The sequence below is a fragment of the Paraniabella hibiscisoli genome, from assembly GCF_022512515.1.
In the GTDB taxonomy this organism is placed as follows: Bacteria; Bacteroidota; Bacteroidia; order Chitinophagales; family Chitinophagaceae; genus Niabella; species Niabella hibiscisoli.
Genome location: NZ_JAKWBK010000001.1, coordinates 1536942 through 1560953, shown reverse-complemented (window position 1 = coordinate 1560953; position 24012 = coordinate 1536942). Strand labels below are relative to the sequence as shown.

Genomic DNA, 24012 nt, shown 5'->3' with positions numbered 1-24012 from the left:
CATACCTGGAATAGGAGAATTATCCTGCGCTGACGCTCCAATGAATAAAAAAATTGAAGGTATAGTTAATGCCAGGGGTGCTGCTAGTTCTCTTTTCCTAAGCATTGTTAATTTCACTAATCGCATAAAGACCTTTAAATATTAAATCAGGGTCGGCAAATATCCTGTTTTTAACGTGTGATGCCAAATGTTGTGTATCACCACCGGTTAATACCACGTTAAAGTTGTCAAATTTAGCATTATATGCATCTATAAACCCATCTAATTCATAGGCCATTCCTAAAATTACGCCCGAAAGTATATTAGTATCCGTATCATAACCAATTAGTGGAACGTCAGCCCTGGCGGGCGTATAAGGGAGCTTTGCCGTGTAGTATTGCAGGGATTTTAACCGCATTTCCAAACCAGGCGAAATAGACCCACCCAGGAATTCTTTATACTTATTTACAAAATTGAGGGTGATGCAGGTTCCTAAACCTATTAACAGCAGGTTTTTACCCGGGAAAAAATGCACTCCGCCCGCCGCTATTGCCAAACGGTCGGCTCCGATGGTCTCTGGTTTACCAACAGGCGTAGTAATAGGAAGTTTAGACGCATGATTGAGTAAATGAAACCGGGTGTTTTTTTCAGCAAATCCTCTAATTCAGCGTTATGGTCTATAACAGAAGACAGTATCGACCTGTTGGGCCGATAAGTATTTATTAAAGAATTAATGGTGGCGCTGGCGTCATCTTCTAACGTCAACACTTTTGTGATTTCCCCGTTCACAAAAACAGCGACTTTTCTCCTTGTATTACCAAAGTCAAAACAAAGGGTTGTGGACATGAGTGTGAAAGTAGGCAGAATAGTTGAAAAGTTAAAAAGTTGATCAGTTAAAAAGGTAGGAAAAGTGCTGGGAATTCCTGCGTAGCCCGGCAGAAAAAATCTATTTCAGATCGAACCCAGACAGGTTTTTAAAGTGTCCGTTCATCTGTATCTTTTCTCTTAGTTTTTTCATCTCGTCAACGGCCGGCAGCGTAGCTTCGAAGTGCCTTTTCAAATATTCCTGTCGCTGCCGCTCCATGGTTAGCTGTAAAAACTCGTACTCCTGCTCCATTGTAAGTCCTGCATGATGGGCGATATCGTAGGAAGTCAGATCCCCTTCGTCCTTATGAAAGTCTTTTTCACCTGGAGGCTGGCATGCAGATCTTTCATTTTATCAACCAGCATTTTCATCACCTGCTGATCTCCTCTCAGTTCATTATGAGGGTAATTTACAATAGCACCGGAGTATAATTTGTCGGGAATGGTTTTAATCAATTCAAGTATCCTGAATACCTTATCTCCTTTTGTCTTGATGTCCATTTCCCCGTTGGCATGAGTGGCGGCAATTTCTTTAATATAAATCAGCGATCCATAATCTCTCAATTCACTCCCGATCACCGCAGGTATTCCAAACGGCTTTTTTGCTCAAAACATTCGGATATCAGTTGTTTATACCGGGGTTCGAAAATATGAAGGTTCAGGTTCTCGCCAGGGAATACCACTACCTGCAAGGGAAATATGGGTATAAAATTGGTCATGGATACAAATTTGCGAAAAAGATGCCAATACTACCTCTAACGCCTTTACTTTACAGTTTTAACGCCGCCAGCAAAGCGTATAAAAAGCCCATGAATGCAGACCGAAAATTTGCTTAACAACTTTGCATGGGGTGAAACTCAATGAGTGTTTTCATACATCGTGATCACAGTTGTTTATACAGACAAACGACATTATTGAAATAAAAGCTACGTACAGCACAATTTTCCTATTTTTAATAAAAAAACAAGGCTGCGACTGCCGGTTGGCCTTAGTCTATATTAATAAACCAATACGTGAACAGACTTATTATATTCGATTGTGAAAGAATGAAGTACGCGTATACGGGTCTTTATTCCTTTTGCAAAGAGCTGGGATCAGCATTGGTAAGGCAGAACAACGATCAGGTCAATCAGCTTTCTTTTTATGTGCCGGAAAAAGAGGTGGGTGTATTCGGGAATCATCAAAAATACCTGATTCAGAACCATTTACATAAATTTTTCCCAAGAAAAGTGTCCCGTTACGATATATGGCATTGTACCTACCAGGGCAGTAATTATTTGCCTCCCAAAAGCAGCCAGATCAAGATCATATCGACCATTCATGATCTCAACTTTTTGCACAGGGTAAATCATCCGCAAAGCAGACCAAATACCTGGAAAAGCTGCAGCGCCTGGCAGACCGGTCGGCGCATATTGTTACCATATCCAATTTTGTAAGACAACAGGTTCTTGAGTATCTTCAGGTAGATGCAGAACGATTAAGCGTTATTTATAATGGGAGAAACGTTCCCACTTGCAGGTCGTTCAAAAGGCCAGCATCTCTGGTTAGTGACGCGCCCTTTTTCTTTAGCATCGGAACGATTACAGATAAAAAAAATTTTCACGTTTTGCCCGCGATGTTGCTGAATAATGATTACAACCTCATTATAGCCGGCATTACCCAAAGCCCCACCTATTATAATAGAATAATTGAAGCAGCCAAAGCGCTGGGGGTAGAGAAAAGAGTGCATCTGATCGGGGCCGTTTCAGAAGAAGAAAAATTTTGGCTCTTTAAACATTGTGCGGCCTTCTGCTTTCCCTCACTGGCTGAGGGCTTTGGTTTGCCTGTAATAGAAGCGATGCAATTAGGGACGCCTGTAATATTATCAAAATCTACTTCGCTGCCTGAAGTGGGCGGACCCTGTGCTGTTTACTTTAATAGCATGAATACAGAATCTGTTACACAAGCTGCTGACACCTTCATAAAAACAGGTATAAAAGGAGCCACACGCCAGGATCTCATTAACTGGGCCATGCAGTTTGACTGGGATATTGCTGCCAAAAAGTATTGGAAACTATATACGGAGTAATCATCAGCTCGTTAAATCCATTTTCAGAACTCTACCTTTTGACCATTTATTATCATGCCTTCCTTGAAATTGAACAATAACAGACATGTAGTACTCGATTGTGAAAGAATGCGGTTTGCGTATAACGGCCTGTATTCTTACTGCAAACAATTGGGCGACGCCCTGCTTCATCAACAACCCCCAAATAGCGATCTCGCATTTTACGTCCCCGAAAATAAGAAAGGCGTTTTTGGCAAGGATAGTAACTATGTCATCCAAAATCACCTTCATAAATTTTTGCCTAAAAATGTGCCCAATTGCAATATCTGGCATTGCACCTTCCAGGGAAGCAACTATTTTCCAGCCAAAAGAATGCATGCTAAAATAGTGGCAACCATTCACGATCTGAATTTCTTGCACGAGGGCATCCCGGCAGAAATGCAGCATAAGCATCACCAAAAAATCCAAAAATTGGTGACAAGGGCCGACAAAATTGTGGCAATTTCGAATTTTGTAAAAAAGGATATTATTGAAGCTTTTAACGTAGATAGTGATAAGATAGAAGTCATCTATCATGGGCATAATAAACCGCTCTACCAAAACTTTGACAAACCAACCGGCAGTTTTAATACAACATTCTTTTTTGCACTAGGCACTATTAACCGGAAAAAAATTTTCATGTATTGCCGGCAATGCTTTTGAAAAATGACTACACACTTGTAATTGCAGGAGTCGTTGGTGAAGAAGATTATAAAACATATATAATGGAAACCGCCCAAAAGCTTGGCGTAGCTGACCGGGTTCATATTCTTGGCGCTATTACTGAAAGCGAAAAGTACTGGCTTTATAAGAATTGTGCAGCGTTCTGCCTGCCATCTTTAGCCGAAGGTTTTGGCGCCCCGGTTCTGGAAGCAATGCAATTTGGTACACCCGTCATTTTGTCAAATGCAACTTCTTTACCTGAAATTGGTGGTCCATATGCCCGATATTTCACCGATTTCAGCGCAGAAGCTATAAGCCAAACTGCTGCTGAATTCCTTAATAGCGACATAAATACTGAAACAAGAACAAACCTGATAAATTGGGCTATGCAATTTGACTGGAATAATGCTGCTGATAAATACTGGAGTTTATACCAAGAGGTTTTAGGCTGAGATCAGCCTTTGCGCTCAAACACTTCAACAGACCCTATTAGGCAACAGAATCGATCCTTCAAAGAATTTATTCGACATATAAACCTGAGTTTAAGAGTAGTATAACAGCCATCGTTCTTTTTTATTGCATGGTTTTCATTAAAAAAATTAATTTTGCCCCATCGATAACTAAACTGCAAATAATCTTTCGCCAAAAAATTGATTTTCAGATAATTGTTTTTGTGAAGTGCTCATTTTCTTATTGTATTATAAAAAAGCTGCACTGGTACGAAAATTGTGAAAGATTAAATTATTTTTTTGTTACCGGCCGGGGCGAGTTGCGTTTTTATATTTCTTTTCGTTGTATAAAAACGAAGAATCGGAGAGGCCGGTTCAAAAATAGAAAACCGAGATGAATTTATGATTAAAACTCCTTTTACAGTAGCCTTACTTATTTCGACCTATAAATGGCCGGAGGCATTGGAAGTTGTATTAAAAAGTGTGGTATATCAAAGTCGGATGCCCGATGAAATTATCATTGCCGAGGATGGGGATGATTTACGCACCGTTTATAGCATTGAAAGATTTAAACGAGCCTACGGTATACCAGTGAAACATGTATCTCACGAGGATCTTGGTTTCAGGAAGAGCCTTATTTTAAACAAAGCCTTTAAAGAAATTGAGTCAGACTATGTGGTAGAAATTGACGGTGACATAATAATGCATCGCGAGTTCATTGCCGATCATATCAAAGCCGCTAAAAAGGATTTTTATACAGGGCAGCCGGACCATGCTTACAGAATGGAAAAGTCAGGACCTGTTAGATGATAAAAATATAGAAGGTTTGCATCCGTTTGCAAGAGGCATATATAGCCGCTTCAACTCTTTCAGGATACCTCTTTTTCCAATCTTTTTTGGGTAAATCCGAAAAAATCTTACAATATAAAAGGTTGTAACCTGGCTTTCTGGCGTGAAGATTATATAAGAGTTAATGGTTATTATAGCGGTTTCGAAGGTTGGGGATGGGAAGATTATGAGTTTGGAGAGCGCTTAATTAACCTGGGAATTAAAAAGAAGCGGCTTAAAATGGCTGCTATAGGATATCATATTTTTCATCCAAGAAGTTCCAGGGCGAACTATGTACCCAACGAAATGATCTACCGGGAAACCGTTTTGTTTAAATATACTTACAGAGCTAACGGGTATATGGAGGCTTAAGTAACCTATCGTGTATGTATTAAGGTTGACATTTTAGCGACGCTATATGCTTCGACCAGATTTTTATTTGTATTCAGTAAACTTATGATTGATTTTTCTATCCTTATTTGTGTGTATAACCCCGATGAGCGCCTTTTATCAAAATGTATATATGCGGTAAATGGTTTGGATACATCAAATATATCGCTAGAGGTAATTTTAGTCGATAATAATAGCAACCCGTCACTAAACACCTATCCCATCGTTCAGAATGCACAGAAAATAATCCCTAACCTGATTACATTAGTCGAACCCAAACAGGGGATCAGTCATGCCAGGGTCGCAGGTATAAAGGCTGCCAGGGGTAAATATATTGTTATATTTGACGGAGACAATGATCCTCATTCTGACTATTTGCAGGTACTTTCAAAATTGATCGAACAACACTCATCCGTTGGAGCATGGGGACCCGGAAACGTTTGGGTGAATTTTATTGATGGAGTTGATGACGATTTGAAAATTAAAGCGATGGAACTTTTCCAGGAGAGACATGATGACTTCACAGTTTTTGCATGTCTTAGATCCTGGCAAGATTGCTACCCCTTCGGCACGGGCTTGTGCATAAAAACCGAACATGCTTTATTATACGTCAATATGTTTGAAAGCGGAAATTTCACGCTTAAAGGGAGAGAGGGGAATAGATTAAGCAGCGGAGAAGACACTCAAATGGTGTTATGTTGTATTATAAGTGGCTATGCAGCCGGCCGATCGCCAGACTTAAAAATGAACCACGTTATCCCAGCGAGCCGGGCTAACTTAAATTACATGAAACGATTGGCGTACGGCGGACACATCGATTATGACTTGATTATGACACAAGTAATGCCTGAGTATAAAGCCAATTTCGGCAACCCTTTGAAAAAAGCCTGTGGCGTTCAGCAAAGATTTACAAAAAGATGGCAAAAGCAATTCTATCAAATAACACAGGGAAAATCATACACTTAATATCCTATTGCAGCATGCGTGCGGGAGCCTACCAGGCCACAGGCAGACCGATACCCCGCGCTTTAAAACATGTATTAAAAATGGCAAAAGCCTCCTATTAATAAAGCTTATATTCTCAATGCCCAAAGTATCAGTTATACTACCTAACTACAACCACGGAATTTATTTACAGGAAAGAATCGACAGCATTCTAAATCAAACTTTCCAGGATTTTGAATTAATTATACTAGACGACGTTTCTATTGATAATAGCAGGAATGTCATTGAAAAATATCGAGGGAATCCAAAGATATCCGGTATTATATACAACGAAAAAAACTCTGGTAGCACATTTAAGCAGTGGGACAAGGGTGTTGGGCTAGCAAAAGGGGAATATATCTGGTTTGCAGAGAGCGACGACTGGTGTGAACCCAGCATGCTGAAATACCTGGTCGATGGAATAGAATCTGATCCTGATTGTGCGGTGAGTTACTGCCAGGCTTATTGTGTTGATGGCTACAACAAAATTCGTTTTACTTCACATCATACACTTCTATCTGAGATCAAAGATGGACCTGCATTTATCCGGGACTTTATGATAGAAAAGACCTCCATTTTTAATGCCAGTATGGCTATATGGAAAAAGAGTTATTATGATCTGATATCAAAGCGGTTTATGGATTTTAAGATGTGTGGTGATTGGCTGTTTTGGGTACAACTTGCAACCATAGGTAAAGTACATATCAGCGGCCGCGTGCTTAACTACTTTAGAAAGCATGACAATGATGTTAGTGGCAAGATGTATAAAACAGGGAAAGGAATTGTAGAAGAAGTGCGGGTTTTACATATAATGATAAATGAAGACTATATCTCAGATAAGATGTATCGTAAAGGACTTTGCCGGTTCATAAGAGCATATTATAGAGCCCGCTCCAGTTTTTCTCAGGAAGTTAAAGATGAATTTAAACAGGAGTTGCAAAAGCGTTTCGGGCAGCTTTTGTCAAAGGTCCTTCATCAAATTTTACAGAACTAAATGCCAGTATCGTTATAAATTAAAGCATCTTTTTAAGCCTGCCTATTCATAATAAGGCCAGTGAGATTGAAATACTGCTATATTAGGCAAGGCTAAAGTCACCGCTTGTTACAGTACTATTGTGTAGCATCATATCTGCGGAACAATTCTTTAATCTTATTTTTTAAAGGCACAGATGAGATGAATGCGGGGTATTGAACCATCAGATCAGCTAAATCCTTAGGGTATTTATTTATCGGTACAAATCGGAAATGCGTTCCTTTTCTTTTTAAAACATCTTTGCCTTTTTCAATGAGGAAAGAATATTCTTATCATCTAAGTATTCCGGTTTATTAAATTCAGTATGAGCAAAAGATTGTAGCTTATATTTAATTTTCTCAAGCCCTCCCAAATAAGAAAAATGCCACCCAGCTTTTCTAATTAAAGGCAGTCCACCGTCACGTTTATCTCTTAAAGACTGCGGTGTATGCTGCTTAAAGTCCTTCCCGGAGCACACAATTGAACCATTCCACCACCTTTCATGGCCAGAATGCTGACAGTTCATGAAGTAATAGTGGAATAGCATTGATAAAACCATTGGAGACTCAGGAGCTCTGAATGTTTTAAGAATTGCCGGGTCGGGGATCTCGTCTAAATCACTCAGTATTATTAGATCTTCAGGATTCAAACGGCTAACTATTTTAAGTAATGCATTACGATGTTCATTTTCGAGTTTCCATGACCCGTTTTCAACATTGTATGAAGTTTCATTTTCATTAAAGAGCAAGCCTTCCGTAGTCTGGGATATTGGTAGATATATTATTTTATGGTGCCATTTCGTAAATCGATCTTTATTTCCTTCATACAAATATTCTTTAGAATGCCCTGCATGTGTCAGATTGGATTCTGCAATAACAAAATAATCAACATAATCTTCCAGAAGTCGTAATCTGAATTCTAAAAGATCTAACTCGTTAAAAAAAGTGAAACAGTCGTAAACCTTCATCAATTATATTTTTAAATCTGCCAACATACGCCCTCAGCAGCAAAAGTATTAAGTGTCCTTCATTCTTTCAAAGATAACGATGCTTTTCAAACGAGAAACCTCACAAGAATGCAACAAAAAAATTTTCGCTAAAAAGAAAGACGTAACAGTAACGATCATTTTTTCTAAACTTTTGCAAGTCGACTAGTAATAATGATATCCATAATTAAGGCATATTAGCATTTAGTTAAATTGCTTACAATAGCGAAAACGTTACGCATACAGACTATTCGCTTAAGTGAATTATAGATTTGATACTACTATACTGTATTTATTTCTACATAATTTTTTGGTTTCTAAACAAAAGCTAATATATTCGCTGCTCACCAAGTAAAAACATCAATTACTATGAAAAAACAAAGCCTGTTATGGATTTTTTTAATCCTAGTCTCTTACTTATTATCATGTTCCAAAGATTTCAATACAGCTAATCTATCAGAAGAAAAAAATGTTGAGTCTCCGACCACTGTTGAAAATGGAATTTTGCATTTTAGCAATTACCAAGCTTTTTCAATGCAATAATGGGTCAAGCATCTATAACACGCGAACAGCGGCTAAATTGGGAGAAACAAATAGGATTTAAATCGATGAAAACTCAGTATGATAATTTCTTAGATGACGTTAACCAATTAGAAAGCATTACCTCCATCACAGAGTACAAAAATAGAATCAATCATTATGTTGCAAAGTATAAAGGAATTGTTCTACCAACAGATACCTCATATGAAATCAATTCTTCTGGCTCACTAGAAGCCTGTTTGATAAACAAAGATGGAATTGTAAAGGTTGAAAATGATGTTATATATTTTGGAGCTAATCAAGCCGTAACATTTTTAAATAAAAGACCTAATGAAGTACTTGATATTCTAAAGTCAAAGAAACATTTTAGCTCTGATAATAGTCTTTTAATTAATTCTGATCCTACTCTACATAAGTATTCAATCCCAGCAAATGTGGGTAAAACAACGGCCAGAAACATATCATCGACAGCTATGGGTCCTGGTTTAAGATGGTCATTGAGAAATCAGCTTTGGAATCAGGGAAATGAAACTTCTGGCATTCCTCATCCTTCTGATGGTAGGGGATATGCGAGACTACGTCTATTTAACGTTAGCACTATAAGCAACGGAGTTAGGGGATTCATCACGGTAGAAGCAAATTTTCAATCGAGAAATCTTTTAGGTACATGGATCAAGAGAGGTGTTGAAGCAGTAGTCCTATTTGGTCAACTTGATATAGTTTTCATGCCAATGGGGACACATAATCTGGTGAACGGTCCTCTATACCCTAAGGGGGCAATTGGCAGTAACGTTTACGATTATCAGGGTGTGGTGTTAGGATCTGATTATTTAGTTTCTAACCCTTCAGAGTTGAATAACATTCCCGGAATACCATATAATAATCAATCGTATCTTGGCCAGGCACAAGTACTTAATGATAATGTTTTAAATAATTACACCGGATGGTGGGGATACGCGTTAACCAACAATGCTTACTCGAGCTTGATAACACAACCGCTTTCAATTGACATAACTAGTACAAATGGACCGGCTCCTCATAATGGAGGGGAGGCCACTTTCTCACTAACGAATGGGGATGCAATGTAACCTAGAGAATCGACAATTTTAAGAGCTGCTATTACATTTCTTAACCTTAAAAACTTTCAAGAAGGAATGAGATGAAAATCTTGTTCCTTCTTGCATTTTAAATATGGCTGATTAAGCTAACTCTAATCTCCTAAACAGTCTCTTGTAATTAAAAACTTTGTACTACGGTGAATTGCAATACAATTCATTGCCTTAACTGGTGTATCAAATCTAAGCAGATGGTGTTTTGATTAACAACTACCTCTTCAAAAACTTCTCCAGCTGCATCATAGTCACTTTCATATCCTTGTACAGCGGCGCTTCCAGCTCCAGTAGCTTTCCATTTTCATCAGTTATACTTAACTGAAAAGCATGCAGGGCCAGGCGGCTGAGCAGGGGCTTTTCTTCCAACGTATCTTTATTCAGCTTGAATTTATTTTTGAAGGACGACAGTAATATAGTTCGGCCATCTCCATAAATAGGATCTCCCACTAAAGGATTGCCCAAAAATTTGGCGTGCACGCGTATCTGGTGGGTTCTGCCGGTGTGTATGCGAAACTGTACCCAGCTATATTGTTTAAAGTCTTTCAATACCTGGTAATCGGTGATCGCAGATTTACCACGTTTATGGATCAGCATGCTGCCCCGCTTGGTCATATTTTCGGCGATGGGCTGATCAATAGTGCCTTCAGGAGGCTGCACCGACCCTATCAATAATCCCAAATAGATCTTAACGGTCTTTCTTTCTTCGAACTGGCGGCTAAAATGTTTATGCGCTGCGGCGGTTTTTGCAAAAATAATCAGGCCGCTGGTGTCTTTATCCAGCCGGTGCACGGTGTAGATTTCGGAATATTGTTGCTGCAGCAAATCCTTTAAACTGGGCTCAGAGGCTTCCCGGTCCGGAATGGAAAGCATACCAGGCGGCTTGTTCAGGCCTATGATGCTTTCGTCTTCAAATACAATAATGTCTTTTAATTTAAAACTCAATTAAATATCATATTACCGCGAAGAATACCATCTCATTCGCAAAGTGAAAAGATCTGTAAATAATGTACTACTACCTAAGTTGCTGAAGCCTATTTAGTGCTTTAGCCAAGCCCTACCCCGCTTTATTTTGTTCTACCTGCTTGGTTTGGAATTTTTTATAAAAATCTTTTGCAAAACTTTTCATCTCAGCTACCTGGTCCTGGTATTTGGTAGCACGGCCGTAGGTATCGGCCATGGTCATCATCGTCTGGTAAAAAAATCGGCCATTTCGTCAACCATCATGTCTTTGGTCCAAAGGTCAATCCTTAAAGCCGCTTTGTCCGCACTGTCCCAAAAAGATATCATCATGGCTTTGGCTTTCTGTGCATTATCCGCTGAACTTTCAGTAGCATTCCACTGTATGGAGTCCGGTACACGGTTTTCGTCCATTTGCACATCAATAGTAATTGTCGATTTTGTCATCAGTATTTTTAGATTTCGAAAGTTTAAGCCGCAAAAGTAAGCATTTATCCTTCTTTTGATTCGATCCGTAATAGCCGGGATAATGCCAGCATGGTATCCTCCCAGCCAGATGATAAGGATCTGTTTTCCAGCTTCTTCTTCTGAGCCTGCCTGAAATTTTCGTCTTTATACATTTTCATGAGCATTTTTCCGATGGCTTCGCTGGTATTGTTTTCCGGATAAACAATGGTGTCTCCGAAAATTTGCTTTAGCGTCAACGTTTCGGGCGCTATTACGGGCGTATTCCCCCTTGAAGCCTCAATTACAGGTAATGGAAGCCTTTCGGACCCATCCATACTTACGAGGACGTAAGCATCTCTTAACTTTTCAGCCAACAGATCTTCGTTAGTCACAATTATATCTTCCCGGTACTTATAATTGGATAGAAGCTGCTCCACATCCATCCGCCTGATGGTTTCTTCCGATCGCAATACCAGCATGAACTTCCAGCTGCTGTGCAGCATTTTTTTAAACGCCGAAAAGCCTTTTAAAAGCGTAGTGAGCGTTTCAGGCGTCAGATTAAAATCTGCTAAAATAAAATACTCCCTGCCGGATGCCACGGTTTCCCTGATATCATCAATGGTTGTATACACAGGCATACGCTCATCTAATATGCCATTAATCCGGATAGTTTTTGAAAGCAGATCAGGATACTTTTCGCTAAAAACCTGGTGTAAGCCTGCCGAAACGATACCGATAGCGGTTGCCGAACGAACCATTTTTTCGTCATGAAGCTGCTCTTCACCGGCAATAATGAGCACCTGTTTCAGCGGATAGTTGGTTTTTAACATTCTTTTAAAGCTGATAAAAATGGACGCATTTAGCTGCTCTAACCATTTCTCCGTCTTTCTTTGATAAAATAATCCTTTCTGCGCAGGTAAATCGCCGGCGTTTGTACCAGTTGCCAGATCCTGAGTACCAGTAGCGGATGTGCCGATAAACTGCTCCCCGGTTAGCGAAGCAGCCAGTTTAGTAAATAGTAATTTTTGCAGATATCCCCGATAGGTTTCACCTGTAAGTCCATCTGTATCTAAAATTATTGCCATTATTATAAATAAACGTTTTTCCTATATCTTTGCTAAATAGCTGCAAAGGTATAACACCACACAAAAGTTTGTTTGCAGATACATTTTTACCAAAAGTTTTTATGGAATATAATACTACTAGAAACCACCTGGCGATGCGCGAGTATGGTCGACATGTACAGAAAATGGTGGAACATATACAGGCTATCGAAGATCCTGAAAGAAGGCAAAGTAACGCTGAAGCGGTAATTGAATTAATGGGTTTTTTAAATCCGCACCTCAAAAACGTTGAGGACTTCAGGCATAAGCTTTGGGATCATTTATTTTTAATTTCAGATTTCAGTCTCAAGGTAGATTCTCCTTATCCCATTCCCACAAAAGAAACGTATAAGGCAAAACCACAGCCGATACCTTATCCCAAGCGTTCTTCAAGATTTTCACATTTGGGTAAGAACCTGGAAGACATTATTGATAAAGCACTGGCAGAACAAGATCCTGAGAAACGCCAGGGATTTGCTAATGCTATTGCTTATTACATGAAATTGGCTTATAATAACTGGCATAAAGAGGTAGTTCATGATGACGCGATCCAAAGCGAATTAAACTCTATTACCGATGGTCAGCTGGAATTTACCAATACACCTTACGTCAAAGCGTATAGCATGAAGCAGGATCTGGCCCTTTCTAAGAACAACAATTTTGGAAAGCGTAATAAGTTCCAGCAGCAGCGTAACAATAATAACAACAACAATAATAACGGCAATCGCCGCAACGGTAACGGCAACAACAACGGTAATTATAAGAAAAAGCGGTTTTAGTATAATGCTGAAATATCATTGTAAAATCCGGCAAATTGCCGGATTTTCGCTTTAAAATGCATCAAAAAGAAATAAATTTGTAAAAACAGGATTTGTATGGCAACAGTTATTGACAGAGAATTCTTAAAATACTTTTTGCTTCTTGATGAATCGCAAAAAAATCTCTTATTGAGATGATGAAGTCATTTTTGAAGCCAGTAACAAACAGCGTTGATGAAACCTCTGTAGCCCGATATAATAAAGAATTAGACGAGGCCATGGAGCGAATAGACAAAGGGATTTATATAACCATGGAAGATCTCGAAAAAGAAATGAGAACCTGGTAATGGCTACGCTAAAAGTCATCATAGATATAGAGGCAAGCAATGCCATTAAACAGGCTTTTATTTATATCCGAAAAAACTCTCTTCAAAATGCAGAAAAAGTGAAGGCTGATATTTTTTCCTGCATTAAGCAACTCTCTGATAATCCGCATAGGCATGCTGCCGATAAATATAGACTCAATAACGACCCCGCGTTTAGAGCTTTTGAAATTCATAAATTTAGAATAACTTATCATGTAAGTATAAATGAAATAAGAGTCATTCGAATACGGCATACTCAAATGAATCCCTTATTTTATTAAACAGAGCATTATTCGTCTTATTTTATTTCGACAGTTTAAAGCTCAACCCGCCCTGCAACCATCTGCCCGGCATTACTGCACCCAGCAAGTCGCTGTAGCTTCTGTCAAAAATATTGTCTACCTGTGCAAATACAGCCAGTCTCTGTTTTACCAAGCTATAAGAGGCCCTTCCGTTCAAAAGGAAATAGTCTTTACTAACAAAAGCATTAATGCCCGGCGCCTGTTGTGGCCGGCGGGATTTGTAAATACCGGTAAAGCTGAGCGCTGCATTCCCTAACTGATATTGCACATTAAAGTTGCTCAAAAATCTGGCATGAGAAGATATGTAAAAGGATGGATTAGCTTCGCTACTCTTGCTATATAACCATACCAGTCCCGCATTTATAACCAGTTTTTGCTGTTCGCTTATTGCACCGATGTACTGTATGTCGGTTTCCAAACCGGTAGTATTCACTTCTGATATGTTCTTGGCTAAAGCAAAAGAACCAGAAGCATCCAGGTTTTTCCTGCCGGGGCATATTTGCGTAAGGCGTGGTAACCCAATCTATAAGCCTGGAGTGAAAGCGCTGGAAAAAGTGGACGATACCCTTAGCGAATTCTGATAAAACCAGTCGAATCCAGCTTCATAGCTCCACGAAACCTCAGGTACCAGCCAGGGATTGCCTACACTGCCACTCCGAATAATAGGTTTATTATAATTATTGTATCGTTCTGTAAAGTCTGCATCCCTTATCGTTCTGCCACCGCTGGCCCTTAACTGCCAATTGCTGATATGGAAAGACGCGTTTAATTGGGGTAATACTTCAGGATTATTATCTCCAATAAATTCAACCCGCACAGAAGGTAATAAGCTAAAATAAGTGCCCAATTTTTGTGAAAGACTGATAAAAGGCGCTGCTATGTTCAATGAATGATTTCCCCTGTCGTTAGAAGCAATTACCTTATGCTGATAATTGACACCTGTATTTAACGAAGTGTTACTACTTAATTGCTGTTGAAACAGTAATAAAGACTGGAAAAGCCTGGAAGTATTTTCATTGGCAATAGATGCGCTATTAAAAAGGTATTCATCGTCCAGTGTCTTATAGCCTGCATCCAGGCTTAATCTGGATTTGTTCTTTTGAAAACCGACCCTTAGCTGGTGCCACCAACTGCTTACAGTTTCGGTAGCTGTATCTGAAGCGAAAGTGGTATAAAAGTTCTGGGCAGCAAAATCCCTGTTATCGTAAGTACTGCGTGCAGAGATGTTCCAAAACTCATTTATTTTGTAGTTTAATCCAACGGAAGCAGAGGTATTATGAAAATATCCTTTTATGCCCCGCTGTTGTACCCCAGTTGAATGATTGGACAGCAGTCCGGCATCCACACTGAAATTCCCTGACTGAATATACCCTCCTATATTCGTGTTAACCAGGTTATGTTCCCCTGCTGCTACCTGGGCCTGCACCAGGGTATTGCTTTTTGTGCTGCTGCATTAAAAGAACGCGTAATAATATTGATCACCCCACCTACTGCGTCTGACCCATAAATAGCCGCGGATGCTCCCTTTAGCACTTCTATCCTATCTATTTGAGCCGGTGTGATGGGAATATAGGCGGAGAAATGCCCGGTATTGGGATCGTTCAGCCTCAAGCCATCTAATATCACCAGCACCTGCTGGTAGGTACCACCGCGAATGCTTATATCGCTTTGAGCGCCCTGTGGCCCGCGGGATTGTACTTCCACGCCAGGGATATATTTCAATAATTCATCCAGTGAGTGTACCGGCAATTTTGAAATATCTTCCCCTCTCACTATCATTATGTTCCGGCCGGTTTCTGAGCTCCTTTTCTCCGACAGAGAAGAAGTTACCGTAATGGGATCCAGGGTTTGCTCCTGCGCCACCCCTCTCATTCCTGCAATCATAAAAATAACCAGTACGGTTAAACGCTTCAATCTTTTCATTACTAATGTTTCAGTTTTAATAAATCTGTGCAAAACTATTACCTTGCAGCTGCCGGCTAGTAGTCCGGTTTTAATAAAATGAGTAGTCCGGTTACTTTTCCTTATCAGCGTCTGATCCGTATCGACACAGAAGAGCATACTCCTGTTTACCTGCAAATAGCCCAAAGCATGGTCCATTTAATCGGTAGTGGGCATCTGCCTGCAAATCATAAGCTACCCGGCACGAGAACATTGAGCAGTTTGCTTGGCGTCCATAGAAAAACAGTTGTAGCGGCTTTTAATGAACTCGAAATGCAAGGCTGGATTACTGTGTTACCCAACAAGGGCTGCTTTGTAAAGAATAAAAAAGCGGTAACAATTAAAGGGCAACTAGTATCTTATCCTGCAGCAAGCGGTTTCCCGGTTGTAACCAATACCCTTCTTGATCATGTTTTTGATAACGTTTCATTTAAACTTTCCTTTGATGACGGGCAACCGGATATCAGGCTGGCTTATGCCGAGGAACTGGCGGCAAGGTACGCTGCTGCTCTTGGGCGAAAAGTAAACCGCCGGTTATGGGGTTACCGGCCTGGCGGCGAAAACATTTTTTTAAAAATCAGCTTACCAATTTCCTTAACAGTACGCGTGGTTTAAGAGCATTTCCTAAAAACATTATTACCACGCGTGGTACGGAAATGAATCTATACCTGGCTGCTCAGATATTACTGCGCCCAAAAGACCTTGTTGTAGTAGGCAACCCCAGCTATCACAAAGCTAATATGGTTTTTCAGCAGGCGGGCGCTATGCTAAAACCAGTCCCGGTTGACGATGACGGCATTGATGTAGAAGCGATTAAAAGGCTCTGTAAGCGACACCCGGTAAAAATGGTATATATCACTCCCCACTACCATTATCCCACTACCTCAATACTGAGTACAGAAAGAAGATTACAATTACTGGAACTGGCATATCGCTTTGGTTTCATCATCCTGGAAGATGATTATGACTATGACTTCAGCTTTAACATGAAAGTAGACCTCCCTTTGGCTAGCATAGATGATAAAGGGATGGTGGTATACCTCGGCTCCTTCTGTAAAACGCTGGCTCCCGGTTTCAGAACAGGGTTTATTGTGGGCCCCGAAAACCTGATTAAAGAAATAAACAAGCTGAAAGCCATTGTGGATTTTAACGGAGACCTGATGATGGAGCAGGTATTGGGAGAAATGGTTGCCGAAGGAGAACTAATAAGACATTTGAAAAAAGCGCACCAGGTATATCATCAGCGCCGCGATCACTTTTGTAATCATTTAAATAAAACCCTTCACTCAAGAATCGATTATAAATTACCACAGGGAGGTTTAGCTGTTTGGCTTTCGTTCCAGGCCCGGCTCAATCTTTCGGCGGTTGCAAAAGAATGCCTCGTGGAGGGTTTGCAACTCCCAACTACATTGTTATATCAAACCAAAGACCTTACGGCAATGAGGTTGGGGTTTGGCTCCTTTAATGAAACAGAAAGCATAGCTGCTCTTACCACACTTAAGAAAGCCATTGAAGCTCAAATCGCTTAAAACTGCATTTCAATTGATGGATCCCAAAAACGTTTTTTAAAATCTACTACTTTATCATTTTTTACGGTAACACCTTCTTTTTCCAAAAGCTCTTCCATGTGGGTAGGTGTTTTAAAAGCCAGCTTGCCACTTAATACGCCGGCGCTATTTACAACTCTATGTGCCGGAACTTTAGGTTTTACACCGCTGCAGGCACTCATAGCCCAACCTACCAGCCGTGCAGACTTTCCTGTACCGATACATTTGGCGATTGCACCGTAAGACGTAACGCACCCCTTAGGTATTTGCCGCGCTATTTCGTACACCTGTTCGGAAAAATCAAGATCTTGCTGACCAGAGGGTACGATGGCTTTTAAGCTATCCGCTTTCTGTATTATTTTTTTCTTTCATCGAGCAATTCGGTTCGAAGCGGTTCGGGAACTCTTATATAATCATAGGGGCAATGCAAACAACCTTTACCACAACAAAAACCACGTTCCCGCAAATATTTTGCAGTTAAGGTTACCAGGCCCTCGGCATTCTGGTAATAGTCTTCACCCTCTATCCAACTCATACCGTATGGCTTCTTTTAACTGCTCATCCATTTCAGGACCCGCTAATGGCTCGGGTAAAGTAAAACACAGGTAGTGAATGCGGCTGCTTTGCGCTATGTCAAGCGCTTCATAATGCGTTTTAAGCTTTAATTCTTCAGCACGATCTTCCTGCTGATACAAATCATCCGTATCAGCAATAACATTGCAGTTATACATGGTTAGTACTTCCTTGGTAAACCGGTAAAGGTCTGGGCTATCCGTCTTAAGATGTATTTTTCCGCCGGGTTTCAATACCTGCTGATAGGTTCTTAAAAACCGGGGATGGGTTAGCCTCTTCTTTGCTTTCGAAAATCTCAATTGCGGGTCAGGGAAGGTAATCCAGATCTCATCCACCTCATCTTTTGCGAAATATTGCGTCAACTGCTCAATCTGTGCCCGTAAAAAGGCAACGTTTGATATATTATTCTGTATGGCTTTTTTGCACCTACCCAAAGACGGTTGCCTTTTATATCAACCCCTATTGCATTTTTATCAGGATGAATTCGAGCCAGTCCTAAAGCATACTCACCTTTTCCGCAGGCCAGTTCTAAAACCAGGGGATTGTTATTATTGAAGTGCTCATGCCAGCTACCCGACATATTTTCGGGGTACTGCAGCACATTTGAGAAAGTAAGGAGCTCCGCAAAACGGATTAGTTTTTTTGTCCCATAATTTAAGATGACAGGATATGTACAATGTACGATGTTTGATGTACGTACGCCGTACAACCCACACATCGTACACAAATTAGCTTCCTTTCGGGCTATCTATTTCAACCAATGTTTTTTGAGCATCATTAAATTGCTGCCAGTCATCGCAATCTACTTTAATAATGGCGATGCCCGAAGTTGGCAATGATTCTATATCGGAACCTGTAGCATCATTCGTAAAATTAGTAACTCCCGGATTATGGCCAATAACCGCCAGTGTTGCTACATTTTCCTGCAACCAGTTAATAGCCTCGGTAATCTGCAGGGTGTCGCCCAGGTATAAATCCTCAAAGTATTTAATATCCTTACTTGCTACATGATGCACCTGAGCAAAATAAACAGCCGTTTCTTTGGTTCTTTCAGAGGGGCTGCAAAAGATCTTATCGATTTTATAGCCTTTATCTAATAACCGTTGTGCCATAAGAGCCGCATCGCGGTGGCCTCTTTCTTCAAGCCTGCGTTTGCTATCTACTCCGTAGCCCTGCTCTGCTTTTGCATGTCTGACAATGATCAAGGTCTTCATATAAATAATTTGCGGTAAGGAAGTTTTTTGGCATCAAATGTATTTATTTTCAGTTGTGTTCATCAAAAAAATTAGGTTTGTTGCTCTGTCATTTTTATAAAATCAAATATCCCTATCAACGAAAATCCCCGGCCTGATGCATGCCGGGGACTTTTTATCTTGAAACGATGAGTTAATATCCCCTTTCGTTCTTTCCTTCCATATAGTTCATGAACGCCTGGTTTACCACGCGATTTCCACCCGGAGTGGGATAGTTACCGGTAAAATACCAGTCACCCAGGTTATTAGGACAGGCTTTATGCAGATCCTCAATGCTCTGGAAGATCACCTGTACCGGCAGACCCAGGTCTTTAGGTGTGATCATTTCTGCAATTTTATTAGCAATTTCGGTACTGGTGCTGCTTTTGTAAATTTTCTGAACCAGGTTCTCCGTATGCAGGAGGTTTTGAGCCTTAAGATCTTTGCATTGCTGCCAAAGTTCATGCAGCAGGTTTTCCTGCCCACGATCTTTTAGTATTTCCACCGCTGCATTAAATGCTATAAAATCACCCATTTTGCTCATGTCGATCCCGTAACAATCCGGGTAACGGATCTGCGGAGCAGAGGATAATATGAGGATCTTTTTAGGCTGTAAACGGGCCAGCATTTTAATAATGCTTTGCTTCAGCGTAGTGCCCCTCACAATAGAATCATCAATAATAACAATCGTATCGATACCCGGCCTTACCGTGCCGTAGGTGATGTCGTATACGTGTTGAACCATTTCGTTGCGGCTGGCATCTTCTGTGATGAACGTACGCATTTTTACATCCTTTATGGCAATTTTACCTACCCGGATGCGGCGACTGATCATCTCTTCCAGCTTCTCTTCATCATAGTCCTTTCCCCAGCTTAAGATGCGCTCCGTTTTAATTTTATTGAGATACATCTGCATGCCTTTCTGTAAGCCCAGGAAGGCAACTTCCGCAGTATTAGGGATATAAGAGAAAATCGTATTTTTTAAGTCAAAGTCAATCGCATTCAATACCTGCTCACTCAGGTTAAAGCCCAGAGCCTTGCGCTCTTTATATATTTTCTCATCGCTACCGCGTGAAAAGTAAATCCGTTCAAAGCTACAGGCTTTACGCTCTTTGGGTCCCACTACCGCTTCTATTTCAAAGCTGCCGTCTTCATGAACGATCAACGCATTGCCCGGCATCAATTCTTTTACTTCGTTTTCGCCGACATTAAAAGTAGTACGGATAGCTGCACGCTCTGAAGCTGCCACAATAACATCGTCATCAACATAGTAGTAACAAGGCCTGATACCGTGCGGATCGCGGAAAACAAAGCCTACCCCATCTCCGGTTACCCCACCCACAGTGAAACCACCATCAAATTGGGGAATTACTTCTTTCAATACATTCTTAATATCTGGCTTTGCCGGGGATGCTTCATCAGCATCTACCAGGTGCTTATGCACTATTTCCATCATTGCCGCCAGGTCACTCTGTTTTTGAAAAGGGCCTGGCTCTATGCCCAGTTTGGCAAAAAGCTCTTCGGTATTCACCAAATTAAAATTACCCGCTAACGCCAGGTCGGGGTAGTCATAGTATGCCTTTTTAGAAAGGGATGGCAAAACTCCGCATTATTTTTACCCTGGGTTCCGTAGCGCAAATGCCCTAAAAGCAATTCGCCTAAGAACTTTACATGCCCTTTCATTAATCCGGGGTGGTTAACGATCTCAGGATTATACTTCGTGAGCTCATTTACTTCTTCGGCAATATTCTGGAACAAAGCGCCAATCGCCTGGGGTTGCGCACTTCTGATACGGTGCATAAAAGGATGGCCGGGCTCCACATTCAGCTTTATAGCGGCAATTCCTGCCCCGTCCTGTCCGCGGTTATGCTGTTTTTCCATAAGCAGGTATAGCTTGTTCAGCCCCCACATTACGGTTCCATACTCTTTTAAATAATGGGAGAAACTTTTGCGAAGCCTGATAAAGGCTAAGCCGCATTCGTGTTTAATTGCATCACTCATATACTGGAAAAGAAACGCAAATTTACGAGAATAGTTCTTAATGATGCATTAATATAGCTTAAGTGAGTGAATATTTAAGATCCTTATATTTTAGGAGGATTAAAATAAAGAAGGATCCTATTCTTATAATGAAAAAAACCAAAGTATAATGGGTTACAAACCCTCATACTTTGGTAATCAATATTATAACCAGGCTTAAGCTATTTCAATAGTTCGGCCAGCTTGCTCTCCAGATCGGCTCCTCTTAACCCCTGTGCAATGATCTTTCCTTCCGGATCAAGCAACACGTTGAAAGGAATGCCTTCAAACCCATATAAAGCAACAACAGGAGATTCCCAGAATTTCAGGTCGCTCAACTGAGGCCAGTCTAACTTATCGGCTTTAATCGCTTTTAGCCAGGGCTCTTTAGCCTGATCCAGTGAAACGCCTAATACCGTAAAATTCTTATCCTTAAACCTGTTATAGGCGGCTACCACATTCGGGTTTTCCATGCGGCAGGGTTTACACCAGCTCGCCCAGAAATCAACCAATACATATTTCCCTTTAAAAGAACTTAATGCAACAGGGCGGCCATTTACATCAGGCATCGTAAATTCAGGTGCCGGTTTACCTACTAAATTTCCTTTCCCCGCATTATCCATCTGCGCTTTGAGGTCTTTTTGTAGTGTTGCCAGCCCGGAATGAGCAGGATTTTTTTGATAATATCTGCAACGGTAGTATTTACTTCCTCATTACTTAAAGGCTCTAGCCCAACCGCCGGGTTGCTGGCCGAAGACTGGTAATACCCCAACACAAACATAGTTAATGCAGCATTATCCGACTTTTTAATTTCACTCAAAGTAAGATCTCTTAAGTAAGATGTACCTTCTGCCCTTGCCTGTAATAAAGGAGCAATCACGCTATCCGGTTTGCTCAGCTGGTGCAGGCTGTCGATTTTAGTTGCCTGGGCATACACATTTTGCAACTTTTCGTTGAAGGCAAACATAAATGTCTTCATTTTTTCGCTGGCGGGAGAACCTTTCACCTCGTATTTTTCAGAAAACTGGTTATTTTCTTTGTTCATTACTACATCCAGCTCAACCGAAGGCCCATCATTAATAACCGATGCCACCGGGTACATAGCCTGATCCAACCTCACATTATAAATCGCCGACTCACCGGTTTCTGTTTCAATCTTAAAAGTTCCGTCACTGTTCAGTGCAGCAGAATCTACAATAACCGGCCGCATTGTGCCAATAAGTACTTCTTCCAGGTAAACCATTTTACCACTGCCGTTGGTGATTTTACCCGAAACAGTGAAGCTGTTTTTCTTGTTATCATCTTTACAAGCAACCAGTACCAGGAGGGCCGATGCTACAAAAAGTATCTTTTTCATTTTTTGAAAGTTGATGGTTCATAGTTCATTGTTCATTAAAACGCATGAACCATTTCCCATGAACTTATATACTATTTTAGTTTTTCTAATATAATCTCATTGGTCTTTTTAGGGTCTGCCTTGCCTTTCGTACGCTTCATTACCTCTCCCACAAATAAAGCCAACAGCCCTTTCTTTCCTTTTTTGTAAGCAGTCACCTTATCTGCTAACTGCTCTAATACCGCATCTATCACCGGCTCCAGCTCCGAAGAGTCAGACTGCTGGATCAGGTTATTTTGTTCGGCAAGTACAGCTGGCTCCATCGTTGGATTCTCCAATAAAAGGTGGAACAGTTTGGTGGAAGCGGTTGAAAAGCTCAGCTTTCCATCGTCTACACATTGAACCAGGGCTGCAATCTGGTCCGGCTTCAGCTCAAAATCGTTAATCGATTGGGAATGATCATTTATCCAGCTTTTTACCGGGCCTAACAGCCAGTTGGCCACTGCCTTATAATTCTTTGTGTGCTGAATAGCTGCTTCAAAGTAGTCTGCGGTTTCTTTTTCTTCAGTAAGCACCAAAGCGTCGTACTCGGGTAGCTTATATTCTGAGCAATAAAGAGCAACACGCTCAGCCGGCAAAGCCGGAATTGAAGCTTTGATCTCGTTAATAAAATCATCTTTCAGATCAAAAGGTGTCAGATCCGGATCGGGGAAATAACGATAATCCTCTGCATCCTCTTTATCGCGGATAGCGAATGTAGTGCCGTTGTTCGCATCAAAACTCCTTGTTTGCTGTTTGATGGTTTCGCCGGCCTCCAGCATATCGATCAGGCGTTGCGCTTCAAAATCAATGGCTCGTTTTACATTACGGATGGAATTCAGGTTCTTTACCTCCACTTTGGTTCCCAGCTGCTCATCTCCTTTTTTCTTACGGATACGTTCGCATCACAGCGCATGCTTCCTTCCTCCATATTCCCGTCGCAAACGCCCAGGTAGCGCACCAGCTTTCTCAACTCGCTCACATAGGCAAAAGCCTCATCGCTACTGCGTAAATCCGGTTCCGTTACAATTTCTATAAGAGGTGTACCCGCCCTGTTATAATCCACGGCCGTATTGTATTCATTAACGTCATGCAGGCTTTTACCGGCATCTTCTTCCATGTGAATACGATTCAACCGCACATTTTTTCACCGGCTTCGGTTTTAATCGGCACAAACCCCTCTTTACAAATGGGGGTGGTATGCTGCGATATCTGGTAGCCCTTGGGCAAATCAGGGTAGAAATAGTTTTTGCGGGCGAAATAATTTTTCTTTTCTATTTCGCAGTTACAAGCAAGTCCCATTTTAATGGCATGGCCAATAGCCTGGCGGTTCATTTTAGGCAAAGTACCCGGATGTGCCAGTGTAATGGGGCTTACATGCGTGTTAGCTTCTGCCCCAAAAGCGATGCTATCGCCACAAAACAACTTGCTTTGGGTTAGCAATTGGGCGTGAACCTCAAGCCCTATAACTATTTCGTATTGATCATTAATTGTACTCATG

34 protein-coding genes and 2 pseudogenes are annotated in these 24012 nt (G+C 40.9%); 14 read left to right on the top strand and 22 right to left on the bottom strand.

Annotated features, from left to right (window positions below; translation table 11 throughout):
• Nucleotides 1-97 precede the first annotated feature (97 nt).
• The 4 genes from MKP07_RS10135 to MKP07_RS42365 form a co-directional block, all read right to left on the bottom strand.
• Nucleotides 98-580, bottom strand: a complete 483-nt coding sequence (locus tag MKP07_RS10135; RefSeq protein WP_240850751.1) for a type III pantothenate kinase — start codon at nucleotides 578-580, stop codon at nucleotides 98-100.
• 345 nt (nucleotides 581-925) lie between these two features.
• On the bottom strand, nucleotides 926-1096 hold the full coding sequence (locus tag MKP07_RS10130) for a hypothetical protein (protein WP_240847094.1): 171 nt from the start codon (nucleotides 1094-1096) through the stop codon (nucleotides 926-928).
• Nucleotides 1097-1131: 35 nt separating this feature from the next.
• Nucleotides 1132-1422 carry a hypothetical protein gene (locus MKP07_RS10125; RefSeq protein ID WP_240847093.1) on the bottom strand — a complete coding sequence of 97 codons (291 nt, stop codon included), beginning with the start codon at nucleotides 1420-1422 and terminating at the stop codon, nucleotides 1132-1134.
• Entirely contained in the window at nucleotides 1419-1562 is a 144-nt protein-coding gene (locus tag MKP07_RS42365) for an LON peptidase substrate-binding domain-containing protein (protein ID WP_394803556.1), read from the bottom strand. The genes MKP07_RS10125 and MKP07_RS42365 overlap by 4 nt, the downstream gene beginning before the upstream one ends.
• A gap of 294 nt (nucleotides 1563-1856) precedes the next feature.
• Between MKP07_RS42365 and MKP07_RS10120 the strand changes: the two genes are divergently transcribed.
• From MKP07_RS10120 to MKP07_RS10085, 8 genes are all read left to right on the top strand, one after another.
• Nucleotides 1857-2279, top strand: coding sequence for a glycosyltransferase family protein (locus tag MKP07_RS10120; protein ID WP_240847092.1), 423 nt, complete (start codon nucleotides 1857-1859; stop codon nucleotides 2277-2279).
• Complete coding sequence (locus tag MKP07_RS10115; protein WP_317235985.1) at nucleotides 2216-2911, top strand: glycosyltransferase family 4 protein; 696 nt, start codon at nucleotides 2216-2218, stop codon at nucleotides 2909-2911. The genes MKP07_RS10120 and MKP07_RS10115 overlap by 64 nt, the downstream gene beginning before the upstream one ends.
• 69 nt (nucleotides 2912-2980) lie before the next feature.
• Nucleotides 2981-3592: a glycosyltransferase gene (locus tag MKP07_RS10110; protein ID WP_240847091.1), complete on the top strand. Its 612-nt coding sequence runs from the start codon at nucleotides 2981-2983 to the stop codon at nucleotides 3590-3592.
• Entirely contained in the window at nucleotides 3583-4044 is a 462-nt protein-coding gene (locus MKP07_RS10105) for a glycosyltransferase (RefSeq protein WP_240850748.1), read from the top strand. Before MKP07_RS10110 ends, MKP07_RS10105 begins: the two co-directional genes overlap by 10 nt.
• Before the next feature lie 399 nt (nucleotides 4045-4443).
• On the top strand, nucleotides 4444-4851 hold the full coding sequence (locus MKP07_RS10100) for a glycosyltransferase (protein WP_240847090.1): 408 nt from the start codon (nucleotides 4444-4446) through the stop codon (nucleotides 4849-4851).
• Nucleotides 4852-4965: 114 nt separating this feature from the next.
• Nucleotides 4966-5241, top strand: coding sequence for a galactosyltransferase-related protein (locus tag MKP07_RS38230; RefSeq protein ID WP_317235984.1), 276 nt, complete (start codon nucleotides 4966-4968; stop codon nucleotides 5239-5241).
• 84 nt (nucleotides 5242-5325) lie between these two features.
• Nucleotides 5326-6225: a glycosyltransferase gene (locus tag MKP07_RS10090; protein ID WP_240847089.1), complete on the top strand. Its 900-nt coding sequence runs from the start codon at nucleotides 5326-5328 to the stop codon at nucleotides 6223-6225.
• A 118-nt stretch (nucleotides 6226-6343) separates the two neighbouring features.
• Nucleotides 6344-7237: a glycosyltransferase family 2 protein gene (locus MKP07_RS10085; RefSeq protein ID WP_240847088.1), complete on the top strand. Its 894-nt coding sequence runs from the start codon at nucleotides 6344-6346 to the stop codon at nucleotides 7235-7237.
• Nucleotides 7238-7505: 268 nt separating this feature from the next.
• Here the strand turns inward: MKP07_RS10085 and MKP07_RS10080 are convergent, their stop codons facing one another.
• Nucleotides 7506-8222, bottom strand: coding sequence for a glycosyltransferase family 17 protein (locus tag MKP07_RS10080; protein ID WP_240847087.1), 717 nt, complete (start codon nucleotides 8220-8222; stop codon nucleotides 7506-7508).
• A gap of 626 nt (nucleotides 8223-8848) precedes the next feature.
• Here MKP07_RS10080 and MKP07_RS10075 point away from each other — a divergent pair.
• Complete coding sequence (locus MKP07_RS10075) at nucleotides 8849-9868, top strand: hypothetical protein (RefSeq protein ID WP_240847086.1); 1020 nt, start codon at nucleotides 8849-8851, stop codon at nucleotides 9866-9868.
• A 237-nt stretch (nucleotides 9869-10105) separates the two neighbouring features.
• Here MKP07_RS10075 and MKP07_RS10070 read toward each other — a convergent pair whose 3' ends face one another.
• The 3 genes and pseudogenes from MKP07_RS10070 to MKP07_RS10060 all read right to left on the bottom strand — a co-directional run bounded on the left by MKP07_RS10070 (nucleotide 10106) and on the right by MKP07_RS10060 (nucleotide 12381).
• A complete protein-coding gene (locus MKP07_RS10070) occupies nucleotides 10106-10834 on the bottom strand; it encodes an RluA family pseudouridine synthase (RefSeq protein ID WP_240847085.1) in 729 nt (242 codons plus the stop codon).
• A 112-nt stretch (nucleotides 10835-10946) separates the two neighbouring features.
• Nucleotides 10947-11263 (bottom strand): annotated as a pseudogene (locus MKP07_RS10065) (gliding motility protein GldC).
• Nucleotides 11264-11340: 77 nt separating this feature from the next.
• Complete coding sequence (locus tag MKP07_RS10060) at nucleotides 11341-12381, bottom strand: glycosyltransferase family protein (RefSeq protein ID WP_240847084.1); 1041 nt, start codon at nucleotides 12379-12381, stop codon at nucleotides 11341-11343.
• A 101-nt stretch (nucleotides 12382-12482) separates the two neighbouring features.
• Here MKP07_RS10060 and MKP07_RS10055 point away from each other — a divergent pair, with 101 nt between their 5' ends.
• The 3 genes from MKP07_RS10055 to MKP07_RS10045 all read left to right on the top strand — a co-directional run bounded on the left by MKP07_RS10055 (nucleotide 12483) and on the right by MKP07_RS10045 (nucleotide 13803).
• A complete protein-coding gene (locus MKP07_RS10055) occupies nucleotides 12483-13178 on the top strand; it encodes a DUF4290 domain-containing protein (RefSeq protein WP_240847083.1) in 696 nt (231 codons plus the stop codon).
• A 173-nt stretch (nucleotides 13179-13351) separates the two neighbouring features.
• Nucleotides 13352-13504 carry a hypothetical protein gene (locus tag MKP07_RS10050; RefSeq protein ID WP_240847082.1) on the top strand — a complete coding sequence of 51 codons (153 nt, stop codon included), beginning with the start codon at nucleotides 13352-13354 and terminating at the stop codon, nucleotides 13502-13504.
• On the top strand, nucleotides 13504-13803 hold the full coding sequence (locus MKP07_RS10045; protein ID WP_240847081.1) for a type II toxin-antitoxin system RelE/ParE family toxin: 300 nt from the start codon (nucleotides 13504-13506) through the stop codon (nucleotides 13801-13803). The genes MKP07_RS10050 and MKP07_RS10045 overlap by 1 nt, the downstream gene beginning before the upstream one ends.
• A 22-nt stretch (nucleotides 13804-13825) precedes the next feature.
• Here the strand turns inward: MKP07_RS10045 and MKP07_RS42360 are convergent, their stop codons facing one another.
• From MKP07_RS42360 to MKP07_RS10035, 3 genes are all read right to left on the bottom strand, one after another.
• Complete coding sequence (locus MKP07_RS42360) at nucleotides 13826-14257, bottom strand: hypothetical protein (RefSeq protein ID WP_394803555.1); 432 nt, start codon at nucleotides 14255-14257, stop codon at nucleotides 13826-13828.
• Nucleotides 14258-14347: 90 nt separating this feature from the next.
• Complete coding sequence (locus MKP07_RS42355; RefSeq protein ID WP_394803554.1) at nucleotides 14348-15250, bottom strand: TonB-dependent receptor domain-containing protein; 903 nt, start codon at nucleotides 15248-15250, stop codon at nucleotides 14348-14350.
• Entirely contained in the window at nucleotides 15235-15747 is a 513-nt protein-coding gene (locus tag MKP07_RS10035) for a TonB-dependent receptor (protein WP_240847080.1), read from the bottom strand. Before MKP07_RS10035 ends, MKP07_RS42355 begins: the two co-directional genes overlap by 16 nt.
• Nucleotides 15748-15825: 78 nt before the next feature.
• On the opposite strand from MKP07_RS10035, the gene MKP07_RS10030 reads away from it, so the two are divergent.
• Both MKP07_RS10030 and MKP07_RS10025 read left to right on the top strand, forming a co-directional pair.
• On the top strand, nucleotides 15826-16380 hold the full coding sequence (locus tag MKP07_RS10030) for a GntR family transcriptional regulator (protein WP_240847079.1): 555 nt from the start codon (nucleotides 15826-15828) through the stop codon (nucleotides 16378-16380).
• Nucleotides 16302-17294 (top strand): aminotransferase-like domain-containing protein, encoded by a 993-nt coding sequence (locus tag MKP07_RS10025; RefSeq protein WP_240847078.1) that lies wholly within the window; start codon nucleotides 16302-16304, stop codon nucleotides 17292-17294. The genes MKP07_RS10030 and MKP07_RS10025 overlap by 79 nt, the downstream gene beginning before the upstream one ends.
• On the opposite strand, the gene MKP07_RS10020 is transcribed toward MKP07_RS10025, so the two are convergent.
• The 11 genes and pseudogenes from MKP07_RS10020 to gatB form a co-directional block, all read right to left on the bottom strand.
• Nucleotides 17291-17641 carry an MGMT family protein gene (locus tag MKP07_RS10020; protein WP_394803645.1) on the bottom strand — a complete coding sequence of 117 codons (351 nt, stop codon included), beginning with the start codon at nucleotides 17639-17641 and terminating at the stop codon, nucleotides 17291-17293. The two genes, MKP07_RS10025 and MKP07_RS10020, sit on opposite strands and share 4 nt — an antisense overlap.
• 26 nt (nucleotides 17642-17667) lie before the next feature.
• Nucleotides 17668-17847 (bottom strand): DUF5522 domain-containing protein, encoded by a 180-nt coding sequence (locus MKP07_RS10015; RefSeq protein ID WP_240847076.1) that lies wholly within the window; start codon nucleotides 17845-17847, stop codon nucleotides 17668-17670.
• Nucleotides 17828-18319, bottom strand: coding sequence for a tRNA (guanosine(46)-N7)-methyltransferase TrmB (trmB, locus tag MKP07_RS10010; RefSeq protein ID WP_262919235.1), 492 nt, complete (start codon nucleotides 18317-18319; stop codon nucleotides 17828-17830). The genes MKP07_RS10015 and trmB overlap by 20 nt, the downstream gene beginning before the upstream one ends.
• Nucleotides 18244-18465: a class I SAM-dependent methyltransferase gene (locus MKP07_RS38225; protein ID WP_262919688.1), complete on the bottom strand. Its 222-nt coding sequence runs from the start codon at nucleotides 18463-18465 to the stop codon at nucleotides 18244-18246. The genes trmB and MKP07_RS38225 overlap by 76 nt, the downstream gene beginning before the upstream one ends.
• Before the next feature lie 148 nt (nucleotides 18466-18613).
• On the bottom strand, nucleotides 18614-19099 hold the full coding sequence (locus MKP07_RS10005) for a SixA phosphatase family protein (protein ID WP_240847075.1): 486 nt from the start codon (nucleotides 19097-19099) through the stop codon (nucleotides 18614-18616).
• 172 nt (nucleotides 19100-19271) lie between these two features.
• Nucleotides 19272-20717 (bottom strand): amidophosphoribosyltransferase, encoded by a 1446-nt coding sequence (locus tag MKP07_RS10000; protein WP_240847074.1) that lies wholly within the window; start codon nucleotides 20715-20717, stop codon nucleotides 19272-19274.
• Nucleotides 20666-21118: a class II glutamine amidotransferase domain-containing protein gene (locus MKP07_RS09995; RefSeq protein WP_240847073.1), complete on the bottom strand. Its 453-nt coding sequence runs from the start codon at nucleotides 21116-21118 to the stop codon at nucleotides 20666-20668. Before MKP07_RS09995 ends, MKP07_RS10000 begins: the two co-directional genes overlap by 52 nt.
• 200 nt (nucleotides 21119-21318) lie before the next feature.
• A complete protein-coding gene (locus tag MKP07_RS09990; RefSeq protein ID WP_240847072.1) occupies nucleotides 21319-21759 on the bottom strand; it encodes a peroxiredoxin family protein in 441 nt (146 codons plus the stop codon).
• Complete coding sequence (locus MKP07_RS09985) at nucleotides 21732-22493, bottom strand: DUF4369 domain-containing protein (protein WP_240847071.1); 762 nt, start codon at nucleotides 22491-22493, stop codon at nucleotides 21732-21734. Before MKP07_RS09985 ends, MKP07_RS09990 begins: the two co-directional genes overlap by 28 nt.
• A gap of 71 nt (nucleotides 22494-22564) precedes the next feature.
• The gene (locus MKP07_RS09980; RefSeq protein ID WP_240850747.1) at nucleotides 22565-22975 is read right to left on the bottom strand and encodes an Asp-tRNA(Asn)/Glu-tRNA(Gln) amidotransferase subunit GatB; all 411 of its coding nucleotides are present in this window, start codon (nucleotides 22973-22975) and stop codon (nucleotides 22565-22567) included.
• 222 nt (nucleotides 22976-23197) lie between these two features.
• Nucleotides 23198-24011, bottom strand: a pseudogene (gatB, locus tag MKP07_RS42350) (Asp-tRNA(Asn)/Glu-tRNA(Gln) amidotransferase subunit GatB); the annotation flags it as partial.
• Nucleotide 24012: the final 1 nt, after the last annotated feature.

Excerpts from the sequence above, each read along its gene's own strand:
- MKP07_RS42365 (WP_394803556.1), bottom strand. The coding sequence starts at position 1,562 with ATGACCAATTTTATACCCATATTTCCCTTGCAGGTAGTGGTATTCCCT.
- MKP07_RS09985 (WP_240847071.1), bottom strand. The coding sequence starts at position 22,493 with ATGAAAAAGATACTTTTTGTAGCATCGGCCCTCCTGGTACTGGTTGCT.
- MKP07_RS10075 (WP_240847086.1), top strand. The coding sequence starts at position 8,849 with ATGAAAACTCAGTATGATAATTTCTTAGATGACGTTAACCAATTAGAA.
- MKP07_RS10055 (WP_240847083.1), top strand. The coding sequence starts at position 12,483 with ATGGAATATAATACTACTAGAAACCACCTGGCGATGCGCGAGTATGGT.
- MKP07_RS10060 (WP_240847084.1), bottom strand. The coding sequence starts at position 12,381 with ATGGCAATAATTTTAGATACAGATGGACTTACAGGTGAAACCTATCGG.
- MKP07_RS10005 (WP_240847075.1), bottom strand. The coding sequence starts at position 19,099 with ATGAAGACCTTGATCATTGTCAGACATGCAAAAGCAGAGCAGGGCTAC.
- MKP07_RS10045 (WP_240847081.1), top strand. The coding sequence starts at position 13,504 with ATGGCTACGCTAAAAGTCATCATAGATATAGAGGCAAGCAATGCCATT.
- MKP07_RS09990 (WP_240847072.1), bottom strand. The coding sequence starts at position 21,759 with ATGGATAATGCGGGGAAAGGAAATTTAGTAGGTAAACCGGCACCTGAA.
- MKP07_RS10090 (WP_240847089.1), top strand. The coding sequence starts at position 5,326 with ATGATTGATTTTTCTATCCTTATTTGTGTGTATAACCCCGATGAGCGC.
- MKP07_RS10015 (WP_240847076.1), bottom strand. The coding sequence starts at position 17,847 with ATGAGTTGGATAGAGGGTGAAGACTATTACCAGAATGCCGAGGGCCTG.
- MKP07_RS10035 (WP_240847080.1), bottom strand. The coding sequence starts at position 15,747 with ATGAAAAGATTGAAGCGTTTAACCGTACTGGTTATTTTTATGATTGCA.
- MKP07_RS10105 (WP_240850748.1), top strand. The coding sequence starts at position 3,583 with ATGCTTTTGAAAAATGACTACACACTTGTAATTGCAGGAGTCGTTGGT.
- MKP07_RS10085 (WP_240847088.1), top strand. The coding sequence starts at position 6,344 with ATGCCCAAAGTATCAGTTATACTACCTAACTACAACCACGGAATTTAT.
- MKP07_RS10030 (WP_240847079.1), top strand. The coding sequence starts at position 15,826 with ATGAGTAGTCCGGTTACTTTTCCTTATCAGCGTCTGATCCGTATCGAC.
- MKP07_RS10080 (WP_240847087.1), bottom strand. The coding sequence starts at position 8,222 with ATGAAGGTTTACGACTGTTTCACTTTTTTTAACGAGTTAGATCTTTTA.
- MKP07_RS10025 (WP_240847078.1), top strand. The coding sequence starts at position 16,302 with ATGGGGTTACCGGCCTGGCGGCGAAAACATTTTTTTAAAAATCAGCTT.
- MKP07_RS10130 (WP_240847094.1), bottom strand. The coding sequence starts at position 1,096 with ATGGAGCAGGAGTACGAGTTTTTACAGCTAACCATGGAGCGGCAGCGA.
- MKP07_RS10100 (WP_240847090.1), top strand. The coding sequence starts at position 4,444 with ATGATTAAAACTCCTTTTACAGTAGCCTTACTTATTTCGACCTATAAA.
- MKP07_RS09995 (WP_240847073.1), bottom strand. The coding sequence starts at position 21,118 with ATGAGTGATGCAATTAAACACGAATGCGGCTTAGCCTTTATCAGGCTT.
- MKP07_RS38225 (WP_262919688.1), bottom strand. The coding sequence starts at position 18,465 with ATGTCGGGTAGCTGGCATGAGCACTTCAATAATAACAATCCCCTGGTT.
- MKP07_RS10050 (WP_240847082.1), top strand. The coding sequence starts at position 13,352 with ATGATGAAGTCATTTTTGAAGCCAGTAACAAACAGCGTTGATGAAACC.